This is a genomic window from Pseudonocardia sp. SID8383, assembly GCF_009864975.1.
In the GTDB taxonomy this organism is placed as follows: Bacteria; Actinomycetota; Actinomycetes; order Mycobacteriales; family Pseudonocardiaceae; genus Pseudonocardia; species Pseudonocardia alni.
Genome location: NZ_WWFY01000650.1, coordinates 11,388 through 30,427, shown reverse-complemented (window position 1 = coordinate 30,427; position 19,040 = coordinate 11,388). Strand labels below are relative to the sequence as shown.

Below are 19,040 nucleotides of genomic sequence, written 5' to 3'. Positions count from 1 at the left end.
CGGCCGGGCCCCCTACTGGGGCGGGTCGGTTGTGGTGGCCGTGTGCCGGGCGATGAGCGCGGCCTCCTGGTCGAGCGCTGCGAGCAGCTCCGGGCTCGGCTGTTCCCAGGTGGTGCGCGGTCCCCACGGGGACCGGCACACCTCGTGCTCCTGCCCGGTGATCCGCTCGTGCATCGGCGGGTCGAGGATCTCGAAGTCGTACCCGCCCGGGGGCGGACCCCACCGGCACCCGAACCGGTCCTCCGTCCGCCCCTGCAACACCTGGTCGTACAGCGGGAGGACAGCGCGGATGCCGCGGCGCAGGCGGTGCACGTCGACCGGGAGGCGGCGACCGTCCCGCACCGACACACCGGTCCGGCCGACATAGAGGTGATGGTGGACCCGGACCCGGTCCGGGTCCCCGTTCATGGTGGCCTCACCGTGGGCGGTGAGGTCGAGGCGGGCCGGGACCGGGGCCCCGTGCTCGTCGAGGACGAACCCGCCGAGCCGCTGCACCTGCTGCACGGTGCGGGCGATCGCGTCGTCGTAGACCCGCAGGCAGGCCGCTGCGTCGATGCCGCGGCCGGTGCGGAACAGGTCGTCGACGAACGCGGAGAACGACAGCGGGGCGCGGAACTGCACGTCGAGCGCGTCCGCGGGTGGTGCGTCGGCGGGGTCGTCCGGGTCGAACAGACGGCCGGGTTCGAGCCAGGTCTCCCCGATTCGTCCGAGGTCAGCCATCGTGTCCGCCTCCTAGGCGCGTCGCCGGTCGCAGGGTAGAGGACCCCACCGACAACTCACCCCGGTCTCCGGCACCGCACAGCGCGGCGCTACATGCGGTAACGGTCCGAGAGGCTCGGGCCCGGCGGTATCCAACTCGTATCCACGACAGGTTCGATCCCGAGGTGACGGGCATGTTCCTCCACCGCCGCCGGGTCCGGGATCCAGTCCGCCTCGATCGTGTCGACACACAGCGGGCAGACCGGAGCGCAGGCGACTCCGCACCGGGTGTCGATCGCGTACCGGGCCATTTCCGGGTCCTGCTCCGCACATCCGGCGCACTTCACGTACCGAGGCAGCGGAGGGCATCCGCTGGTGTCATACGGCGTCTTGTCCATCGTCTTGACCTCCCCGCGCGGCGCGTGCCGCGCTCGGCTTTCCGGCCTCATATGCAGTAGTGCAGTGTTGCCGTAACTCCGTCTTGCAGTAATGCAGTAACACCGTAGCTACTGTCTGCCGTAGCCGGTGGGATCCTCGGCGATCCGGTCCCGGACAGCGTCGGCGAGCCCTGAGTTTGCGTCCAGCTCGGCGAGCAGGGCCCGGACCACGACCGCGCCAGGCAGGTCCGCGGCCATGCCCAGGGACTCCCGGAGAGCGTTTCGCCGGGCCCGGAGCCGCTCGTGAGCCAGTGGGGACAGATCCACCGTCATCCGTACCGGCTTCGTCCGCGGCGCGATGCTGGCAGGGCGCCCCGGGCGAGCTGCCGCCCGGGGCGGCGGAGCCTGATCGTGGGGCGGGGAGAGCGGTCCCGGGTCTCGCTGGACCTCGCCCGGGTCGGCGGCCGGTGTGCGGTTCGCCGCGCGGGCTGCACGTGCCCGCAGGTCGTCGCGTCGGGTCACCAGCCACCCCGCCCGGCGATCTCGGCGGCGGCGTCCACCACGGCGGTGTCCTCGGCCCGCAGCGTCACCGGCCCGCCGATGGCCTGGGCGTAGCGCTCGGCCATCGGGATCACCGCCCGGCAGGAGTAGCGCCGCGACTCGTCCAGCATCTCCCGGTAGACCGCCGCGCTGGTGGTGCCCGTCCGAACTCGGTTCCACAGCACCGACACCACCGCCGGGCGGGCGCGCAGCGGCTCCACCTCGTCCAGCGCGTCCCACACCGTCGGCAGGACGTCCCACTCCGACGAGGTGGGGGCGAGGGTCACCACCACGTCGGTCGCGGCGCGCATCGCCGAGTAGACGATGCCGCGCTGAAGCTCCAGCGGCGGGGTGTCCACGACGGCGACGTCGTAGCGGTCCGGCGACACGATCCCGGGCAGGTCAGCGTGCAGCTTGTTGGTGGCCAGCCCGACCACGGGAATCGACCAGTCCGCGTCCTGCGCCCAGCGGGTCAGCGTGCCTTGCGGGTCGGCATCCACCGCAATCACGCGGCGGCCGGCCCCGGCCCATGCGTGCGCGAGAAGGCCGGTGCTCGTGGACTTCCCGCTACCGCCCTTCAAGTTCGTGACAGTGACCACGCGCAGGCCGGGCCCGGGAGAAGGGGGTGAAGGAGCCATGCGGCGAGCGTACGTACTGCGGTACGGCGTGCAGTACTGCCGTAGCTACTGCGGGGAAGCGACACACCCGCGCCCCTGCCGGGGCGTGCCTCCGGCGGCCCCTCCGGGGAGGGCCTCAGCTCCAGGATGAGGGGGAAGGGCGTGGGTCATCCCGCCACGACGGCGCCCCAAGGGACAACCAGGTCAGGGGTTCCACGTCAACCGGAAAGGCGTGGTTGACGTGGAACCCCTGACCTGGTCGGGCAGAGCCCGCCGACGCGACGGGATGACCCACAGACACCCGAGCGGGGCGGGCGCCCCCAACCGCAGACCGATCAGCCGGCCTCACGCGCCCGGCGCTCCGCAACGTCCTGGTCGACAGCCCGTCGCCAGAACGGAGCCCAGTGGTCCGGGTGGATCGGATCCCACACCACCTGGATAGTGTCCGATCCGTGCCGGTCCTTGCCCGGCGCTTTCCGGGTGACCTTCCCGGTCAGGGGTCGCCCATCGTCGGTAACCAAGGGGCGGCCGGCGGCGTCCGCACCGTCATGCCGTCCCGGTTCACAGTTCCACTCAAGCCCCGATCGTTCGTTCAGCTGTCGCCGCGAGCCGGCGAGTGGCTCCTCCCCGAGGATCAGTCCTTGGGTGTGCGGCAGCCACCGGTCATGCCAGTCCGCGGAAGCCGCCGCCGACGCGGCCGGGCCGGTGTGCGCGGCCAGGTAGGCGGTGTGCAGAGCGGAGAGTCGACGGACCACGGGCCGGTGCAGCGCCCAGCAGTCGGGCAGGTGACCCCGCCGCCAGTCGTACCAGGGGCCGAGGACGTCGGCGACCCACGCGGCAAGCCGGGTCCACTCCTCCACCGCCTGGTCGGCGGTCAGGTTCTCCCACACGACCCCTCGGACCGGTCCGTCATCGCTGCCGCTCGTGGTGCCGCCCGCACCTGTGGTGTGCCCGCGCAGCTCGGCGACCTGCTCGGCGAGCGTGTCCAGGCGCGGCAACGTCTGCGCGAGCAGGTCCGTGGACTCGGTCACCGTCTCCCCCAGCCGGTCGAGGGCGTCGCCCTGGGCCGTGGCCCGACGGTCGAGGTCGGCGAGGAGGTCGGCGAGAACCTCGTACCGGGTGTTGTCAGCTGCGGTCACGGGTGTCGGCCTCCGATCCGAATCGGGTGTTGAGGATGCCGTACGACGCGGCCAGGAACCGGGACGCCGGCCCGACCGGGAACGACAGCGCGGCCGGGCCGTCCTCGCCCATCAAGCGCAGCACCCGGGCGGGCGGGCCATCGGCCACCGGGTCGAACCGGGCCACGATCAGACGACCGGCACCGTCGGTCCCGGCGCCCCCGGCCCGTCGGGCGAGCCCGGCCGCGAACAGCTCCCGCGGCAGCACCCACACTGCGCCGTCGACGGCGAGCCGGACCCGGTCCGGGGTGCGGGCAGACCAGCGCAGCAGCAGCGACGCCCACGGCTCCCGGCGCCGGTACCGGTGCCCGAGCCGCGCAGAGAGCGTCTCCTGGATCGTCGCGACCGTCGGGCCGCCGGTACCGGGGTCGATCCTGTACCGGATCCTCACGCCGTCGTGTCCCGGTCGAGGCCGAGCGCGATCCGGCGGGTTCGGACCAGCTCGTACCCGGGGGTGTACCGGACCACCGCCGGGCGCGGCGCGAGCCCGAGCACGTAGGCGTGGTGGCGCGGCATCCGAGAGATCACGTCACCCTCCACCAGCAGCTCCCGGGGTCGCGTCACCGACACCGACCGGGACCGGCGGCCCCCCTCCCCCTCGGAGGCGCCCTCCGTGTCGAGCCGCACCCGCCGTTTCCCGCCCAGGTGCGCGAGGTCGTCCAGATCGTCGGTGCCGGACACTCCGGGAAGGATCACCTTCACCGGAAGGTTCTGCCAGATCACGTCTCCGGCGTCGCGACCCCACCGGGTCGAGAGCTGCGCGAGCGACTGGAAGATCGCGACGACGGTGATGCCCCAGCCGCGCGAGTCCGCCGCCCACCGGTCCAACGGCACCGGGGTCAGGTTCGCGACCTCATCGAGCAGGAACGCGCACGTCGTCGGCAGCATCCCGCCCGCCTCGGCGGCCGCGCGCTGCGCCTCGGCGAAGACCGCTTCGACCAGGGCGGTGAACAGCGGTGCTACCCGGTTGTCGTTCGCACCGCCGACCAGGTACAGCGTCCCGTGCCCAGCGAGGAACTCCCCCAGGTCGAGGGTGTCGCCATCAGTGGCGGTGCACGCTGCGGCGATCGTCGGGGACTGCATGAACGCGAGCGCCGCGTGCACGTTGGTCATCACCGTGGCCGCAGTCTTCGGGTTCTGAGTGAGGGCGGTGCGCAGCATGTCGGGCAGCGTCGCGTCCACCAACGTCGAGCCGCGCTCGACCGCGTCGGAGAGGATCTCGACCGGGACGGGGTCGTGCCCGGCGGGGTCGTACCGAGCGTTGACCCAGCTGACGACGGCATCCAACCGGCGGCCGTCGATCGCGGCCGCCATCAGGCAGCCCCGCAAGACGAGTTCGGCCTGCCCCGACCAGTACGAGGCATCCTCCACACCGGCGGTGCCGCCCGAGCCTCGCACCAGGGCGGCGGCCCGGGCCGACGCCACCGCACCATCCTGGCATCCGGCCACCGGGTCCCACCGGAACGTCGATGCCAGGTCGCCGAGTCGCTCCGGGTTGAACACCGCTACCGGCCCGCGGGTCGCCCGGCGGATCGCCATCGTTGCCCGCGCCAGCTCCGGTTTCGTGGAGGTCACCACCGCGGCGCCGGGCGCGTCGAGGACCAACCCGGTGAGGTACTGGGACTTGCCTGAGCCCTGCGGGCCGAGGATGCCGACCCCGCGGGTCCACGGCGCGTACACCGGTTTCCGCCGCAGGTGGACCGGTCCGGACACGAGCCGACCGGCCTCCCACCCGGACAGGTGTAGCGGCGCCGCGAATGCGTCTCGATCCCGGAAGATCCCGGACGCGATCAGCCGGACGCCCCGCGCACCCGCTGCGTCCCGGAGGTCGCGGCCGGACAGCCACCCGTCCTGACCGCCCAGCTCGCGCCGGAACGCCCGCCCGGGGTGGAAGTGCCACCGGTGGTGCACCAGGGCGGCGGCGGCCGCGAGGGAGCCACCAGCGCCGCCGACGAGCGCGGCTCCGTCGGCGAACGCGGCCAGCGAGTCCCACACCTGCGCCGTCGACAGCGCGGCGGACCCGGCGGCGACGGCGAGGCCGCCACCGCCGATCAGCCGGTGCCGGGACCGGATCTCTGCATCAGTCAGCATCAAGGCCACCTCTAGTGCCAGCGGGTCGAGTGCATCGTCAGGAGCGGGCTGCCGGGCCGGGTCAGTGCGCGGGGCCGAAGCAGCCGGGCCAGCGCCGGGCGCGGCGACAGCCACGGGCCCGCCGCTCGCGCGGCCCGCAGTACGTGCCCGCGGAGCGCGGGCATGTGCGGTCGCAGCAGTCCGGCCGCTGGTGCGAGCAGCACGGCGCCGATCACCGCCCAGGAGGCGACAAGCGCGAGCACCAGGACGTCGGCGACTGCCGGGACGTACGCGGTCACCAGCGCGGCCGCCACGAACGCCGCAGCCGCGGCCTTGATCTTCGCCAGTGTGGAACGCATCAGGAATCCCCTCCCGCGCTCATCAGCGCGAGCGTCGGCCCCTGCTCGGTGGCCTGTCGGATGAGCCGGCGGCCGGTGCGCGCCGACACGGCGTAGCGCTGGCCGACCTCGGCGCCGGTCAGCGCCTCGCCCGCGGCCAGGCGCCGGGCGAGGTCCCGGACGCGCGGGTCCGCACCCTCGTCGTCGGTCTCGTCGTCGGCCTGGTCGTGCTCGACCGCCACCGGCTCCGGGGCCGGTTCGTGACGGGCCTCGACGACCGGGGCGTCCTGCCACCAGTCCCGAGGGGTGTCCTCCCCATCGACCACGGTCACGGTGTGGTCGAGGTCGTCCACCGGTGCCGGGTACGGGTCAGCGTCCCGCCGTGACCGGTAGGCGATGAGCGCCACCAGTTCGAGGGTCACCGCCAGCGCCAGGGGCGGAAACAGGGCGACGGCGAACGCGACCGGGGAGGGCTGCACCACGGCCGCGAGGTTCGCCAGGACGGTGACGACCATGCCGAAGCTGAACGCAAGCCACGGGAACGCCCCGGCCGGGTCGCCCCGGTGACGGCGTACCCAGATCACGACCAGGGCGGCGACGAGCATTCCGTCAACGCTCAGCGGTAGCCAGGGCGCCATCACGGGGTCACCGTGGGCGGCGATGACGTCGCGGGCGTGCCGGTAGGACGCGACCGCGGCCGGGACCCCGACCGCGCCGACGGTGCCGACCGCGAGCAGCGCGGGCCAGGTGCGGCCCCACGCGCCGCGGATGCTGTGCTCAGGCTGCATCGCTCATCACCTCCGGGAACTCGCACTCCGCGCACTGGCCGAACGAGGTCGGGATGCAGTAGCCGACGTCCCGAGAGCAGGACGGGCACCACCGGCGGGCTGCCATCGCCTTGCCGAGCGCGACGAGCTGAGCCGGGGACGCCGTCCGCTTGGGCACCAGCTCGGAGCGGTCCCACAGCTGCGCGCGGACCTCGTGTCGCCGGTGACGCCACACGACCTGTGCGACCGGGACGGCGCCGCCGGGCGCGAGCCCGAGCGCCCGCATCTGACGCCGGGTCACCAGCCCCGCCGGGGCCGAGCCGTACCGCCACGTCGGCAACCCGCCCTGCTCCCACGCGGTGGGCTGCCAGCCCCACCGGTCGGTCATCACGCCGTACCGGCGCCGGACCCCGCTCACGCCGCCACCGTCGCAGCGGGCCGCCGGTCGGCCGCGCGGATAGCGCGCCGGTCGGCCGCTGTCATCCCGCCCGCGACGCCGTAAGGCATCTCCATGTTGAGAACGGCGAGACGGCACGACGCCATCACCGGGCACGCCGCGCACACCGCCAGGGCCGCACGCTCACCCCCGGTCCGCAGACCGGGCCGTGTGGATTCCGCGACCGGAAACATGCCATCCGGATCGTTCTCGCACAGAACCTCGCTCATCGCCGACCTCCCGCTGATCGCCTGTTGCCCCCGACCGGGCTTGTATCTGAATGTAACAGTGCGAGTCAGTCTGGTACAGTGATATTCCGTGCTCGGACGGTTTTGACCTGCCAGTTTTCGAGATCGAGCACGTTTCTACTACGGTGCTGTTCCGGGCTGATTCAGCCCGGGACCGGGACAACTTTGGTACGAGCGGAGCGCGATGACTGAGAAGCCGGAGCCACTCCGGCGCGGCACTAGCGCCGAGGTGATCGCGCGTCATATCCGTGCCGCGATCGAGTCCGGTACTTACCGGCACGCGGAGCAGATCCCGAGCACGCGGGCGCTCGCCGCCGAGTGGGGAACCAGCGTCGCGACGATCAGTCGTGCGATGCAGGCGTTGACCGAGGAAGGGCTCATCGTCGCCCGAGACAGGTCGAGTCGCGTCGTCAACTACCCGGAGCCGAGCGTCCGGCCTACGTCCCAGCAGACGCGCCCGATGCTGTTGCTCGTCGGCGGGTACGCCGGATCAGGCAAGACGGAGTTGGGCCGGGTCATCGCCCGTCGCACCGGCTGGCCGATGCTGGACAAGGACACCGCTACACGGCCGGTGACCGAGGCGCTGTTGATGGCGCTCGGGCAGCCGCCCGAGGACCGCGAATCAGCGGTCTACCTGGACAATGTTCGGCCGGCCGAATACGAGTCGCTGCGGATGCTGGCGTTCGAGAACCTCGCGTGCGGGAACTCCGTCGTCATGACCGCCCCGTTCATCCGAGAGCTGTCCGACCCGGCGTGGTCGAAGCGGATTGCCGATGCTGCCGACGGTGCCGGAGCTGACGTGTACGCATTCTGGATCCGGTGCGACTACGACAGCATGCAGACCTACCTACGGCGTCGCGGAGCTGCGCGGGACAGCTACAAACTCACGCACTGGGACGAGTACGCAGCCGGGATCCGGCAGGATTTCGCCCCATCGATGCCGCACACGATCATCAACAACTCGCTCGGGAGCCGACCGCTTTCCGAGCAGGTCGAGGAGGCGTTGGGCCCGTGGCGCGTGCGGTAACGCTCTACGGTGCGCCAGGGGTCGGTAAGGACACCGTGACCGCGAGCCTGACCCGCTTGGACGCCCGGTACCGACTGTTCCGGCGCATCAAATGCGGGCCGGGCCGGACTGTGGGCTACCGCATGGTGACCGCCGCGCAGCTCGCCGACCTACGGGCCGCCGGAGACGTCGTTTATGAGAACCGCCGCTACGACGCGGAGTACGTCGTGGACCGTTCCGGTCTGCTTTCCCTCGCCGCCACGCACCGGCCGGTCGTCCACGTCGGGCAGCCCGAGGCCGTCGCCGCGCTCACGGCAGCCGAGGTGCCGTTGTTCTGGCTCGTGGTCGAACTGTTCTGCCCGCGTGACGTCGCCGAACGCCGAGTCGCTGACCGGGGCGGAGACCCACGCGAGCGAATGCCAGTGTTCGACCAGACGCCAGCGCTCTCCCTGTCGGGCGCTGTTCGGATCGATACCAGCATCAGGACCCCGGACGAGTCAGCCGCCCTGATCGCCGCCCACATGGACGCGGCCTACGTCGGAGCTGTCCGGTGAGGGTGCTCGTTTCCGACGAGGACGCCGACCGCGACGGCGCAGTAATGCTCGCCGCGGTCCACGGCGTGACGGTGCTGCGCTACAGCCCTGACCGGCCGGAGTCCGCGCCGGACGGGGAGGTGCTGGTTGCGCCCTACCACCGGGCTCGCCGCGCGATCAGCGTCCTACGGCGCCACCCGGAGATCCGTCACGTGCAGCTCCTGTCATCCGGGCACGACCGGTGGAGTCCGCACCTACCGCCCGGGGTGTCGGTGGGCACCGCGACCGGCGCTCACGCTGGGCCGGTGTCGGAATGGGTGCTCTCGGCCATTCTGCTACTGCTGCGGCGCTGGCCGGAACTGCTCCGGCACCAGGCCGCGGAACACTGGGCGCACGACACCGCGGCCGCGGACACGCTCAGCGGGAAACGCGCTTTGGTGATCGGCGCAGGTGCCATCGGGACTGCCACCGCAGCCAAGCTGGCCGCGTTCGACGCCGGGGTGACCCTCGTCGGCCGGACAGCCCGTCCCGGCGTGCGGGCCGTCGCCGACGTCGGCGAGCTTCTCGCCGAGCACGAGGTGGTGGTCATCGCCGCCCCGCTGACCGAGGACACCCGCGGCCTCGTCGACGCGGAATTCCTCGCGGGTCTGCCGGACGGTGCAATCGTTGTCAACGCCGCCCGGGGCGCGATCGTCGACACGGCCGCACTGGTGACCGAGGTGCAGTCAGGGCGCCTCCGCGCCGTCGTCGACGTCACCGACCCCGAACCGCTCCCGGCCGGGCACCCCGCATGGCACGCGCTCACGGTCAGCCCGCACGTAGCCCGAGCTGTGCCGGGCGTAACGGCGGCCTGCTACCGGGCGGCCGCCGACACGATCGCCCACCTCCAAGCGAACTGTATTTCCGAATCGGCGTGTCGCGCACAAGCTCCGGGCCAAGTCCGGTAAGAAGATCACATGGAGGAGACCCGACCGCGGAAGAAGCCGGGGCCGAAGCCGAAAGGCGCCCGGACCGCGACGATGATCTACCTACCGGATGACTTTCGGGCTGAGGCGCAGGAGATCGCGAGGCGCGATGGCCTGCCGCTGACGTCTGTCATCACGCGGATGGTCGCCGAGGCTCTCGGGCGGCCGGTGCCGTCGTACTGCTACCCGCGCCAGCAGATCGAGGCGCAGGAGGAGCTACCGCTGACCAAAGCCTCATAGACACAGGAACGGGGTGGCCCTTGCCGGGGCCACCCCGTGATTCCTGCGCGTCACACGGCCTGCCAGCCGATGTGACGCCGTAGCCCCGGCGAACCGGGGCGGTTCCCTACCTCACTCCAAGAGAAGGGGCGCTTTCGCGTGCCCGAGTCTACCTCGTCTAATTCTACTACGCACGTACCGGCGGGCCGGGCGTATCGCGTGGCGGCCGCCGCCCACCGTCGGGCCGAGTACGGCCGGCGTCGTGCTGCTCGCCGTGTCGACGGCGGCCGGTTCGCGGTGCACCCGGGTTGGCGGGGTCGGGTCCCGCACGGCCTGGTGGTGGTCACCGACCAGCCCGCCGCTCGCGAGCTCATCGACCGGGCCGTGGACGTCGAGGGGTGGCGTTCGGACCGGCGCTACATCGCTTTGACCGTCCTGCAGACCCTCGCCGACGCGATGGACTGGCGTACTGGTCTGGTCACCGGAGCGACCCGGGAGAAGGCCGCTCAGCGGGCCGGAGCCAGCCTCCGCACGGTGAGCCGGGTTCTCGCCTGGGCGAGCCGTGTCGGACTCCTCGTGTGCGTGGAGAAGGGCGCGACGGGCGCGTTCCTCGGGGCCCGGTCCAACCGGGCTCCCGCCTACGTGTTCGTGAGCCCGTCCGGGATGCCGATCCCGCGGCCCCGCCGGGTCGCAGATGACCAGGGTGTGGACGAAATTGGCAACCCCCCCGCATCTTGCGTAAGCACTCAAACCCTTGTGCGCGAGGGCGTGAAGCGCGCTTCACCGAAGCGCACGGCATGGCCGGGTCGGGACCGGGCCAGGGACGGCCGAGAGCGGGCGGCTGCAACGCAGACAGTCTTGGACCGGGCCGGGGTCCGCCGTGTCCCGGCGTGGAAGGCGTCGGCGATGCTGGCGCGCTGGTGGCGTTCTGGCTGGTCGGTGGCGGGGCTGCTCTACGCAGTCGACCACCACCCGGACCGGCCCGGGGAGTCCCGGGGTGACGCGATCCGGGGTGCCCGCGACCCGCTGGCCGTGATCGGGCACCGGCTCGCCGCATGGGCCGGCCGCGAGCATGAGCTGCCCGCCGCCGTGCAGGCCGTCGACCCGGATGAGCGCCGCCGCCGAGCGGCGCGTCTGGCCGAGCGGCTCGACGAGCCCGCCCAGCAGCCGCCGTGCGCCGTCGCCACCGCGGCCGGGCGACAGCAGGCCCGGGAGCTGTTCGCCACCGCTCAGCGGGCACGTCGGGCGGCCGCGTGACGCCCGCCGCGGTGTTGCGCGTGGGCCCGTGTGCGCTCAGCCGTCGATCAGGTCAGGCGGTCGTAGATCTCTCGGCGGTGCCCGAGGGCGAGGACCAGGACGACGAGGTGACCATCCTGGGGTTCGTAGACCACGCGCCAGTCGCCGACCTTGAGCCGCCAGGCTCCGGGCTCACCCTTGAGCGGCTTCCCGACCGGTGGTGCCGGGCGCGGCTGGTCAGCGAGCGTGCCCACCGCGGCCAGGATGCGGCGGGCCACCTGCGGGTCGAGCTTGCGCAGGGCCTTACTCGCCGAGCCCGTCCAGGTGATGCGCCAGTGGGGAGCGTCTGGCACGTGTCAGCGCTGGTCGAACTCGGCGAGCAGGGCAGCGTGATCGACGGGCGCGCCGGTCTCGGCCTTCGCCTCGCGAGCCATCCGAGACAACCCCCGGTCTTCCAGCTCGTCGAGCAGGTCGAGGACTTCGGCCGGGACGACGGCGGCGACCCGCTTGCCGTGGCTGGTGATCGCGGTCGTGACACCGGCATGCTGAGCGCGGCCCACGACGTCGGCGAAGTGGCGCCGCGCGTCGGTCGAGGACATCTCCGCAGCAGTCATGTTCAAAATGTACCTCTTGTACAAAGTCGTGTCGACGTGGCTGCGTGGATGACCATGCGCCGCTCACCGGATAAACGGGCATTTCGGGTGCTTGCAGGGTTGATAACGCCTGTGGGTCGCGTTTTCGCAGGTCGGTCGAGCCGATATTGCACATTATGTTCGATCGAGCCCAGTGAAGCCGCTTGCTGCCGCTTGCAAAATCTAGCGTCAGGACTTCCTGACGAAGCGAGAGTGTCAGGGTATCCTGACGGTATGGGATGGACTTGGGACACCGGTTACCGGCCGGCCTACGAGCACGAGGGCTACGCCGCCGCGGTCCTCGATGACGACACCGTCACCGGGACCCACGACGATCTGACCAACAGTCGGTTCGTGGGCTGGCGCGCCGCGTGCGTATGCGGCTGGCGCGGCGACCGGTTCTGGTCCCGCGCGGAGGTAGTGGCCACCGACTCCCTCTACGCCGAGCAGGTCGCGCTCTACCCGAACGCCGCCAGTGTCGCCCCGGAGTCGGTGGAAGGCCCCGAGGACGGCGACGGTGCTCAGGGACAGTGGCGCGCGCACCTGGCCGAGGCGCTGCCAGGGCTTGCGGTGCACGACGCCGCAGCTCGGTTGGCCGAGGCCCGCGACGAGCTGGACACCGCGGTCGGACGCGCCAGAGCGGCCGGAGCGTCCTGGACGGTGATCGGTGACGCGGCCGGCCTCACCCGCCAGTCCGCCCACGAACGCTGGGGCGCGGCCTTCCCGCCGGCCCCTCCCGGGGTCGCCGTAGTACTCGCCGAAGATCGGGCGGATACGGCTGAGTAGCCTCCTGAGCTGCGGATGGTGGTCGCGCGGGGGAGGTCGCGGTTGGCGACGCAGGTGTTCTCGGACGAGGAGCTGGAGCGGCTGCGGGGGTTCCCGGAGATCGGCCGGGAGGAGTTGTTCCGGTTCTTCACGCTGGCGCCGGCGGATGTCGCGTTCGTCGACCCGGGCCGGGGCCGCGGACCGGCGGACCGGTTGGGTCTGTCGGTGGCGTTGTGCACGCTGCCGTGGCTGGGGTTCGTGCCCGACGACGTCGCCGCCGCGCCACCGGTGGCGGTCGCCCGGCTGGCTGACCAGCTCGCCGTCGATCCGGGCGTGCTGCGGCACTACGGCCGGCGGGCGAAGACCCGCACCGAGCATCTACGACTGGTAGCGCAGTACCGCGGCTGGCGGGTGCCGACGTCGCTGGAGTTCAAGGAGTTCGACGAGTTCCTGTTGGCGCGGGCGATGGAGCACGACTCGCCGACGTTGTTGTTCCGGCTGGCGTGTGAGTACTTGATCTCGGTACAGGTGATCCGGCCGGGCCCGGTGACCGTGCTGGAGCGGGTCGCGCACGCCCGCGCAGAGGCCCAGCGAGAGACCTACGACCGGCTCGCGCACGAGTTCACGCCGCAGCGCTGTGCCGGGCTCGACGGGCTGCTGGTGGTCGATCCTGCGGTCGGGATGACCCGGCTGCGATGGCTGAGCACCGCCCCGGTCGAGGCCTCACCAGCCGGGATCAAGGCCGAGGTCACGAAGCTGGAGTTCCTGCGCGGGCTGGGCGCCGACGCCCTGGATCTGTCGGTCCTGCCGGCCGAGCGGCGCCGCTTCCTGGCCACGGTCGGGCGCCGGCTGACCGCCCAAGCCCTCGAGCGGCGGGAGCCGCAGCGCCGCTACCCGATCCTGCTCACGCTGCTGGCCCAGTCCGCAACCGACGTGCTCGACGAGGTAGTGAGCCTGTTCGACCAGGCGGTGTCGGCGCGCGAGGGCAAGGCCGAGCGCACGATGCGCGACGCGCTGGCCGAACGGGGCAAGGCCGGCGAGGACCGCCAGGCGCTGCTCGACGAGCTGCTGGCCGTCATCGCCGACACCACGATTGCCGACGAGGACATCGGCAGCGTGCTCCGGGGTGAACGGATCGGATGGACACGAATCCGGGCGGCGATGGCCCAAGCCGTTCCCCGCCTTCCCCGCGATCACGGCCACCTCGGCGCGCTCGACGTGTCGTCCTACGGGTACTTGCGGCAGTTCACCCCGCAGGTCCTGGCCGCGGTGGAGTTCGCAGGCGGCACCGCGGCGGCCGAGCTGCTCGCGGCGGTGGAGATCCTGCGCGGGCTCAACGCCACCGGCGCCCGCCGGGTCCCGGCCGGTGCCCTGACGGGATTCGTGCCCACGCGCTGGCGCGGCTACCTCGACGCGGCCCACGCATCGGGGAACACCAGCGCCTACCGGCACTTCTGGGAGCTGTGCACCCTGCTCGGGCTCCGCGACGGGCTGCGCACCGGGGACGTGTACGTGCCCGGCTCGCGCCGCTACGCCGACCCCGCCGCCTACCTGCTCACCGCCGATCAGTGGTCGTTGCAGCGCGCGTCGTTCTGCGGGCTCGTCGGCAAGTCCGCCGACCCGGCGGTCGCGCTGGCCGCGGTCGGCGACGAGCTGACCGGCGCGCTCGGCGAGCTCGAGCAGGTCCTGGCCACCGGTGACGGCCCGGTCCGCCTCGACGACGCCGGCGACCTGGTGATCTCCCCGCTGACCGCCGAGGACATCCCCGGCGAGGCGGTCGCGCTCAAGGCCGAGCTCACCGACATGTTGCCGTTCGCGCCGATCGTGTCGCTGCTGATCGAGCTCGACGGGCGGATCGGGTTGTTGGACTGCTTCACCCACGCCGGCGGGAAGCAGACCCGTTCTCCGGAGTTGAAGCGGAACCTGATCGCGGTGCTGCTCAGCCACTCCACCAACCTCGGGCTGACCCGGATGGCCGATGCGTGCGGGATCTCCTACGACATCCTCGCCTGGACCGCCGAGTGGTACGTGCGCGAGGAGACGCTGCGCGCGGCGAACCTCGCGATCATCGACCACCACCAGCGGATGCCCCTGGCCGAGGTGTTCGGCACCGGCACCCTGTCCTCCTCGGACGGGCAACGGTTCCCGGTGCGGGGCAAGACGACGACCGGGCGGGAGATGACCATCCACGGCGGGCAGGTCCTCTCGACCTACACCCACGTCACCGACCAGCACACCACCTACGGCACGAAGATCATCGTCGCGACCAAGCGCGAGGCCCACTACGTGCTCGACGAGATCCTCGGCAACGCCACCGACACCCCGATCACCGAGCACGCCACCGACACCCACGGCGTCACCCTGGTCAACTTCGGCCTGTTCGACCTGCTCGGCCTGCAGCTCTCGCCCCGGATCCGGGACCTGGGCAAGATCACGCTGCACCGGATCGCCGCGAAGGCCCGCGCCGAGACCGACTACCCCCACATCGGGCCGCTGCTCACCCGGCGGGTGAACGTCGAGCTGATCGCCGAGCACTGGGACGACCTGCTGCGCCTGGCCGGGTCGCTGAAGTTCGGGCACGCCACCGCGTCGCTGATCGTCGGGAACTCTCGGCGTCGTCTCGGCAGAACGCGCTGGCCGCCGCGCTCAAGGAGTACGGGGCGCTGCGGCGCACGATCTACGCCGCCCGCTACCTGTCCGACCCGACCTACCGGCGCAGGATCTCTCGTCAGCTCAACAAGGGCGAGTCGCTGCACGCGCTCAAGCGCGACCTGCTCTACGCCCACGAGGGAACCGTGCGTGCCCGACAGCTGCAGGCCCAGACCGAGCAGGCGTGGTGTCTCACCCTGGTCACCAACGCCGTCGTGGCCTGGACGACCGAGTACTACGGCCTGGCGGTGGAGTCGATGCGCGCGGCGGGCCGGCGCATCGACGATGAGGTGCTCGCGCACATCTCGCCGGCGCACAGCGAGAACATCAACTTCTTCGGCACGATCGACGTCGACATCGATGGCGAGCTGGCCCAGCTCGACCCCACCGGGTACCGGCCGCTGCGCGTGCGCGACACCCTGTTCTGATCGTTCACAAGCCGGGCGCAGCCAGCCGAGCAGCGAGTCCAAAAGTGTGCCGTAAGCCGATCGCTTTGCGGGACGCTCAGTGAACGCTGGCGGTCACGCGGCGGGGTCCTCCTGACCGCCAGAACCAGAGCCAGCCGTGACGGAGTCGCAATGCGACTTGACCGCGGCCGCGCGCCCGGACGTCTCCAGGCGTCGCGGGTTCACTGACCGGGGAACGTGTCGATTCGGTGCTCCAGGCGCACGACAATCAGGGGCGACGGCGCGTCGTCCGAACTCTCGCCGAACTCGTCGATGATCCGGTCGGCGAGCGGCTGCAGGAACACCTGCCCCAGCTGCCTGATCATGATCGTCAGGACCTGCTCGCCGATCGTGCTGCGCTGTGAGGCGAGGCCACGGCGGCGCAGCTCGCCCACCTGGTCCGCGGCCAGCGCGCTGAGCTTGCTGACGAGGTCGCCGCGTTCGCCGTGCGGGTCCAAGACCGCGCGCCGCAGGTAGTCCACGACGGCCGGGCTCTCCGCGAGCATGGCGGCCACGGCACGGTCGCGGGCCGCGGCCACATCCGCACCCGAGCCGTCCGCCGGCGCGGACAGGATCGCGTCGGCGAACCGGTCGACGATGTCGAGCTCGACCGCCTCACGCAGCGCTTCCTTCGTGCCGAAGTGGTGGACGATCAGCCCGACCGTGACCCCCACCCGGGCCGCGACGGCGCGCATCGGCGTGCCCGCCACCCCGCGCTCCGCGAACAGCTCCAGCGCGGCGTGACGGATCCGTGCCCGGGCCGTGAGGTCCTCGGTCCGGCGCGGCCGCGATCGCTCGCTCATGTCGCCAACCGGGCTTGCACCGTCACGGCACGCATAGTACGACCCCGCCCCTTGTGTCGATCACACCGCGAACTATACGCTTCACCTAGGTTACTGTACGTATGTATAGTCATTTTCGAGGATGGGAGACGACGTGGACCGAGGGGCGGCCGCGCCGCTGGACGGCGTGCGCGTGGTGTCGCTGGCGGTGAACGTCCCGGGCCCGGTGGCCGCGGCACGGCTCGCCGACCTCGGCGCCGACGTCGTCAAGGTGGAGCCGCCGGCCGGGGACGCGTTGCAGGTCGCGGCGCCTGGTTGGTACCGCGAGCTGACCGCCCGGCAGCAGGTCGTGCCCCTCGACCTGCGCGACGCGCCCGACCGCGAGCGGCTCGAGCAGCGGCTCGCGACGGCCGACGTCCTGCTCACCGCGATGCGCCCGGCGGCACTGGACCGGCTGGGCCTGCGCGAGAGCGTGAGCCGTCACCGGCTGGTGCACGTCGAGATCGTCGGCTACGACGGCGAGCGCGCCGGCGAGGCCGGGCACGACCTGACCTACCAGGCCGCGCACGGCACGCTGCAGCCGCCGGCAGTCCCAACCGTCCCGGTCGCGGACCTCCTCGGCGGGGAGCGGGCCGCCCTCGCCGCCGTCGCTGGTCTGCGCCTGCGTGATCGCAGCGGTGCCGCGGTGCACCAGCCGGTCGTGCTCGACCGGGTCGCCCGGGACGCGGCCGCCGGCGTGCGGCACGGGCTGACCGGGCCCGGCGACGTGCTCGGCGGGGGGAGCCCCGGGTACGGGATCTACCCGACGACCGACGGATACGTCGCCGTCGGCGCGGTCGAGCCGCACTTCGTCGCGCGGCTGGGTGACGCCGTCGGCCGCACCCGTACCGAGCTCGCCGCGCGGTTCGCCACGGCGGACAGCACGCACTGGCAGGAGCTCGGCAACGAGCTCGACATCCCGATCGTCTCGGTCGGGCCCACCGTCGACGACACCCTCCAGGAGATGCGATGACCACCCTCGCCGGCGTCCTCGCCCGCACCGCCCGCCGCTGTCCCGACCGGGTCGCCGTGCAGTTCGGCGACGTGGCGCTCACCTACGCCGAGCTGGACCGCGCGGTGGACGAGCTGGCGGCCGAGCTGGCCGGGCGTGGTCTCGAGCAGGGCGACCGCATGCTCCTGCTGGCCGGCAACAGCGACGCGTTCGTCGTCGCCGTCTACGCCGGACTCCGCCTGGACGCGATCGTGGTGCCGATCAACCCGCGCTCGGCACCGACGGAGATCGACTACCTGGTCACCGACACCGGGGCCCGGCTCCTGCTGTTCGGGCCCGAGGTCGCCGACGGCGTCCGGGCGTGGCACTCGCTGCCCGACCGGACGGGCGACGCGGAGCCGCTGGCGCTGGGCACCGTCGAGGGATACGAGGACGTCCGCGCGGCCGCCCGGGACCACGCCGCCCGGCCCACCCACGTCGAGGTCTCCGAGGACGACGACGCTCTGATCATCTACACGTCCGGGACCACCGGGCGGCCCAAGGGGGCACTGTTCGACCATCGCCGGGTGCTGTGGGTCGGGATCAACTCCAGCATCGGCATGGGTCTGCGGGACGGGGAGCGGATGCTGCACGTCGCACCGCTGTACCACTCGGCGAGCCTCAACATGCTGCTACTGAACGGGGTGATGCTCGGAGCGACCCACGTGATCCTCCCGGCGTTCGAACCGGCCACGGTGGCCGACACCCTCGCCCGCGAGCGGATCACGTTCTTCTTCGGCGTCCCGACGATGTACACCCACCTGCTGCGGCTGCCGGACCTCGCCGCTCGCGATCTCTCGCGCCTGCGGATCTGCCTCTACGGCGCCGCACCGATGCCCGCCCGCACCGCCGAGGCCCTGGTCGCAGCGCTGCCCGACGCCTGGATCGTGCAGGCGTGCGGCCAGACCGAGGGCGGCCCGGGCGGCATCCTGCTGCACCACGACGACGTCGTCGCGCGCCCGGAGGCCAGCGGTCGGGTCGCGGTGCCCAACACCGAGGTGCGGATCGTCGACCCGAGCGGGAACGACGTCGAGCCGGGCACCGTCGGCGAGATGATCATGCGCGGCGAGTCGATGATGAAGGGCTACTGGCGCAAGCCGGAGGCGACCGCCGAGACCGTGCGCGACGGATGGGTCCACACCGGCGACCTCGCCCGGATCGACGAGGACGGCTACATCACCCTCGTCGACCGCCTGAAGGACCTCATCATCACCGGCGGGGCCAACGTCTACTCCGCGGAGGTGGAGGGTGTCCTCGCCGCACACCCCGCGGTCGGCGACCTGGCCGTCGTCGGGCGCCGGAGCGAGGAGTACGGCGAGATCGCCGTCGCCGTCGTCGACCTCGCCCCGGGCGCCACGCTCACGCTCGACGAGCTGCGCGAGTACGGCCGCACGCATCTCAGCGGCTACAAGCTCCCGCGGGAGCTCACGATCGGCGCCGTGCCGCGCAACCCGTCCGGCAAGATCCTCAAGCACCGGCTCCGGGGGGCCCTGGATGGCTGAGGAAC

21 protein-coding genes and 1 pseudogene are annotated in these 19,040 nt (G+C 72.1%); 10 read left to right on the top strand and 12 right to left on the bottom strand.

Annotation, left to right across the window (positions count from 1 at the left end; genetic code table 11):
* Positions 1-12 precede the first annotated feature (12 nt).
* The 9 genes from GTW08_RS15925 to GTW08_RS15885 form a co-directional block, all read right to left on the bottom strand.
* Positions 13-720, bottom strand: a complete 708-nt coding sequence (locus GTW08_RS15925; RefSeq protein ID WP_161152156.1) for a hypothetical protein — start codon at positions 718-720, stop codon at positions 13-15.
* Positions 721-1,594: 874 nt separating this feature from the next.
* Entirely contained in the window at positions 1,595-2,254 is a 660-nt protein-coding gene (locus GTW08_RS15920) for a ParA family protein (RefSeq protein WP_237453883.1), read from the bottom strand.
* A 314-nt stretch (positions 2,255-2,568) separates the two neighbouring features.
* On the bottom strand, positions 2,569-3,372 hold the full coding sequence (locus tag GTW08_RS15915; protein ID WP_161152154.1) for a hypothetical protein: 804 nt from the start codon (positions 3,370-3,372) through the stop codon (positions 2,569-2,571).
* Positions 3,359-3,802: a hypothetical protein gene (locus tag GTW08_RS15910; RefSeq protein WP_161152153.1), complete on the bottom strand. Its 444-nt coding sequence runs from the start codon at positions 3,800-3,802 to the stop codon at positions 3,359-3,361. The genes GTW08_RS15915 and GTW08_RS15910 overlap by 14 nt, the downstream gene beginning before the upstream one ends.
* Positions 3,799-5,502 (bottom strand): type IV secretory system conjugative DNA transfer family protein, encoded by a 1,704-nt coding sequence (locus tag GTW08_RS15905; RefSeq protein WP_161152152.1) that lies wholly within the window; start codon positions 5,500-5,502, stop codon positions 3,799-3,801. The genes GTW08_RS15910 and GTW08_RS15905 overlap by 4 nt, the downstream gene beginning before the upstream one ends.
* A gap of 11 nt (positions 5,503-5,513) precedes the next feature.
* Positions 5,514-5,840, bottom strand: coding sequence for a hypothetical protein (locus tag GTW08_RS15900; protein ID WP_161152151.1), 327 nt, complete (start codon positions 5,838-5,840; stop codon positions 5,514-5,516).
* Positions 5,840-6,607: a DUF2637 domain-containing protein gene (locus tag GTW08_RS15895; RefSeq protein WP_161152150.1), complete on the bottom strand. Its 768-nt coding sequence runs from the start codon at positions 6,605-6,607 to the stop codon at positions 5,840-5,842. Before GTW08_RS15895 ends, GTW08_RS15900 begins: the two co-directional genes overlap by 1 nt.
* Complete coding sequence (locus GTW08_RS15890; protein ID WP_202417234.1) at positions 6,597-7,004, bottom strand: RRQRL motif-containing zinc-binding protein; 408 nt, start codon at positions 7,002-7,004, stop codon at positions 6,597-6,599. The genes GTW08_RS15895 and GTW08_RS15890 overlap by 11 nt, the downstream gene beginning before the upstream one ends.
* The gene (locus tag GTW08_RS15885; protein ID WP_161152149.1) at positions 7,001-7,252 is read right to left on the bottom strand and encodes a WhiB family transcriptional regulator; all 252 of its coding nucleotides are present in this window, start codon (positions 7,250-7,252) and stop codon (positions 7,001-7,003) included. Before GTW08_RS15885 ends, GTW08_RS15890 begins: the two co-directional genes overlap by 4 nt.
* A 202-nt stretch (positions 7,253-7,454) precedes the next feature.
* Here GTW08_RS15885 and GTW08_RS15880 point away from each other — a divergent pair, with 202 nt between their 5' ends.
* The 5 genes from GTW08_RS15880 (at position 7,455) to GTW08_RS15860 (ending at position 11,250) form a co-directional block, all read left to right on the top strand.
* Entirely contained in the window at positions 7,455-8,297 is an 843-nt protein-coding gene (locus GTW08_RS15880) for a GntR family transcriptional regulator (protein ID WP_161152148.1), read from the top strand.
* A gap of 35 nt (positions 8,298-8,332) precedes the next feature.
* A complete protein-coding gene (locus GTW08_RS15875; protein WP_202417233.1) occupies positions 8,333-8,830 on the top strand; it encodes a kinase in 498 nt (165 codons plus the stop codon).
* Between the two features lie 2 nt (positions 8,831-8,832).
* A complete protein-coding gene (locus GTW08_RS15870) occupies positions 8,833-9,756 on the top strand; it encodes an NAD(P)-dependent oxidoreductase (RefSeq protein WP_161152146.1) in 924 nt (307 codons plus the stop codon).
* Between the two features lie 9 nt (positions 9,757-9,765).
* Positions 9,766-10,014 (top strand): hypothetical protein, encoded by a 249-nt coding sequence (locus tag GTW08_RS15865; RefSeq protein ID WP_161152145.1) that lies wholly within the window; start codon positions 9,766-9,768, stop codon positions 10,012-10,014.
* 885 nt (positions 10,015-10,899) lie between these two features.
* Positions 10,900-11,250: a hypothetical protein gene (locus GTW08_RS15860; protein WP_161152144.1), complete on the top strand. Its 351-nt coding sequence runs from the start codon at positions 10,900-10,902 to the stop codon at positions 11,248-11,250.
* A 47-nt stretch (positions 11,251-11,297) separates the two neighbouring features.
* Here the strand turns inward: GTW08_RS15860 and GTW08_RS15855 are convergent, their stop codons facing one another.
* Both GTW08_RS15855 and GTW08_RS15850 read right to left on the bottom strand, forming a co-directional pair.
* Entirely contained in the window at positions 11,298-11,582 is a 285-nt protein-coding gene (locus GTW08_RS15855) for a type II toxin-antitoxin system RelE/ParE family toxin (protein ID WP_161152143.1), read from the bottom strand.
* Between the two features lie 3 nt (positions 11,583-11,585).
* Positions 11,586-11,828, bottom strand: a complete 243-nt coding sequence (locus tag GTW08_RS15850) for a type II toxin-antitoxin system Phd/YefM family antitoxin (protein WP_202417232.1) — start codon at positions 11,826-11,828, stop codon at positions 11,586-11,588.
* Positions 11,829-12,095: 267 nt separating this feature from the next.
* On the opposite strand from GTW08_RS15850, the gene GTW08_RS15845 reads away from it, so the two are divergent.
* The 3 genes and pseudogenes from GTW08_RS15845 to GTW08_RS31915 all read left to right on the top strand — a co-directional run bounded on the left by GTW08_RS15845 (position 12,096) and on the right by GTW08_RS31915 (position 15,703).
* Positions 12,096-12,647, top strand: coding sequence for a hypothetical protein (locus tag GTW08_RS15845; RefSeq protein ID WP_161152141.1), 552 nt, complete (start codon positions 12,096-12,098; stop codon positions 12,645-12,647).
* 15 nt (positions 12,648-12,662) lie between these two features.
* Positions 12,663-15,170: pseudogene (locus tag GTW08_RS15840) on the top strand (Tn3 family transposase); the annotation flags it as partial.
* Positions 15,161-15,703 (top strand): Tn3 family transposase, encoded by a 543-nt coding sequence (locus GTW08_RS31915; RefSeq protein ID WP_308010499.1) that lies wholly within the window; start codon positions 15,161-15,163, stop codon positions 15,701-15,703. The pseudogene GTW08_RS15840 and the gene GTW08_RS31915, both read left to right, overlap by 10 nt.
* A 200-nt stretch (positions 15,704-15,903) precedes the next feature.
* On the opposite strand, the gene GTW08_RS15835 is transcribed toward GTW08_RS31915, so the two are convergent.
* Positions 15,904-16,524 (bottom strand): TetR/AcrR family transcriptional regulator, encoded by a 621-nt coding sequence (locus GTW08_RS15835; RefSeq protein ID WP_161152140.1) that lies wholly within the window; start codon positions 16,522-16,524, stop codon positions 15,904-15,906.
* A 133-nt stretch (positions 16,525-16,657) separates the two neighbouring features.
* Here GTW08_RS15835 and GTW08_RS15830 point away from each other — a divergent pair, with 133 nt between their 5' ends.
* Positions 16,658-17,515 carry a CoA transferase gene (locus tag GTW08_RS15830; protein WP_202417230.1) on the top strand — a complete coding sequence of 286 codons (858 nt, stop codon included), beginning with the start codon at positions 16,658-16,660 and terminating at the stop codon, positions 17,513-17,515.
* Positions 17,512-19,035: a class I adenylate-forming enzyme family protein gene (locus tag GTW08_RS15825; protein WP_161152138.1), complete on the top strand. Its 1,524-nt coding sequence runs from the start codon at positions 17,512-17,514 to the stop codon at positions 19,033-19,035. Before GTW08_RS15830 ends, GTW08_RS15825 begins: the two co-directional genes overlap by 4 nt.
* Positions 19,036-19,040 lie beyond the last annotated feature (5 nt).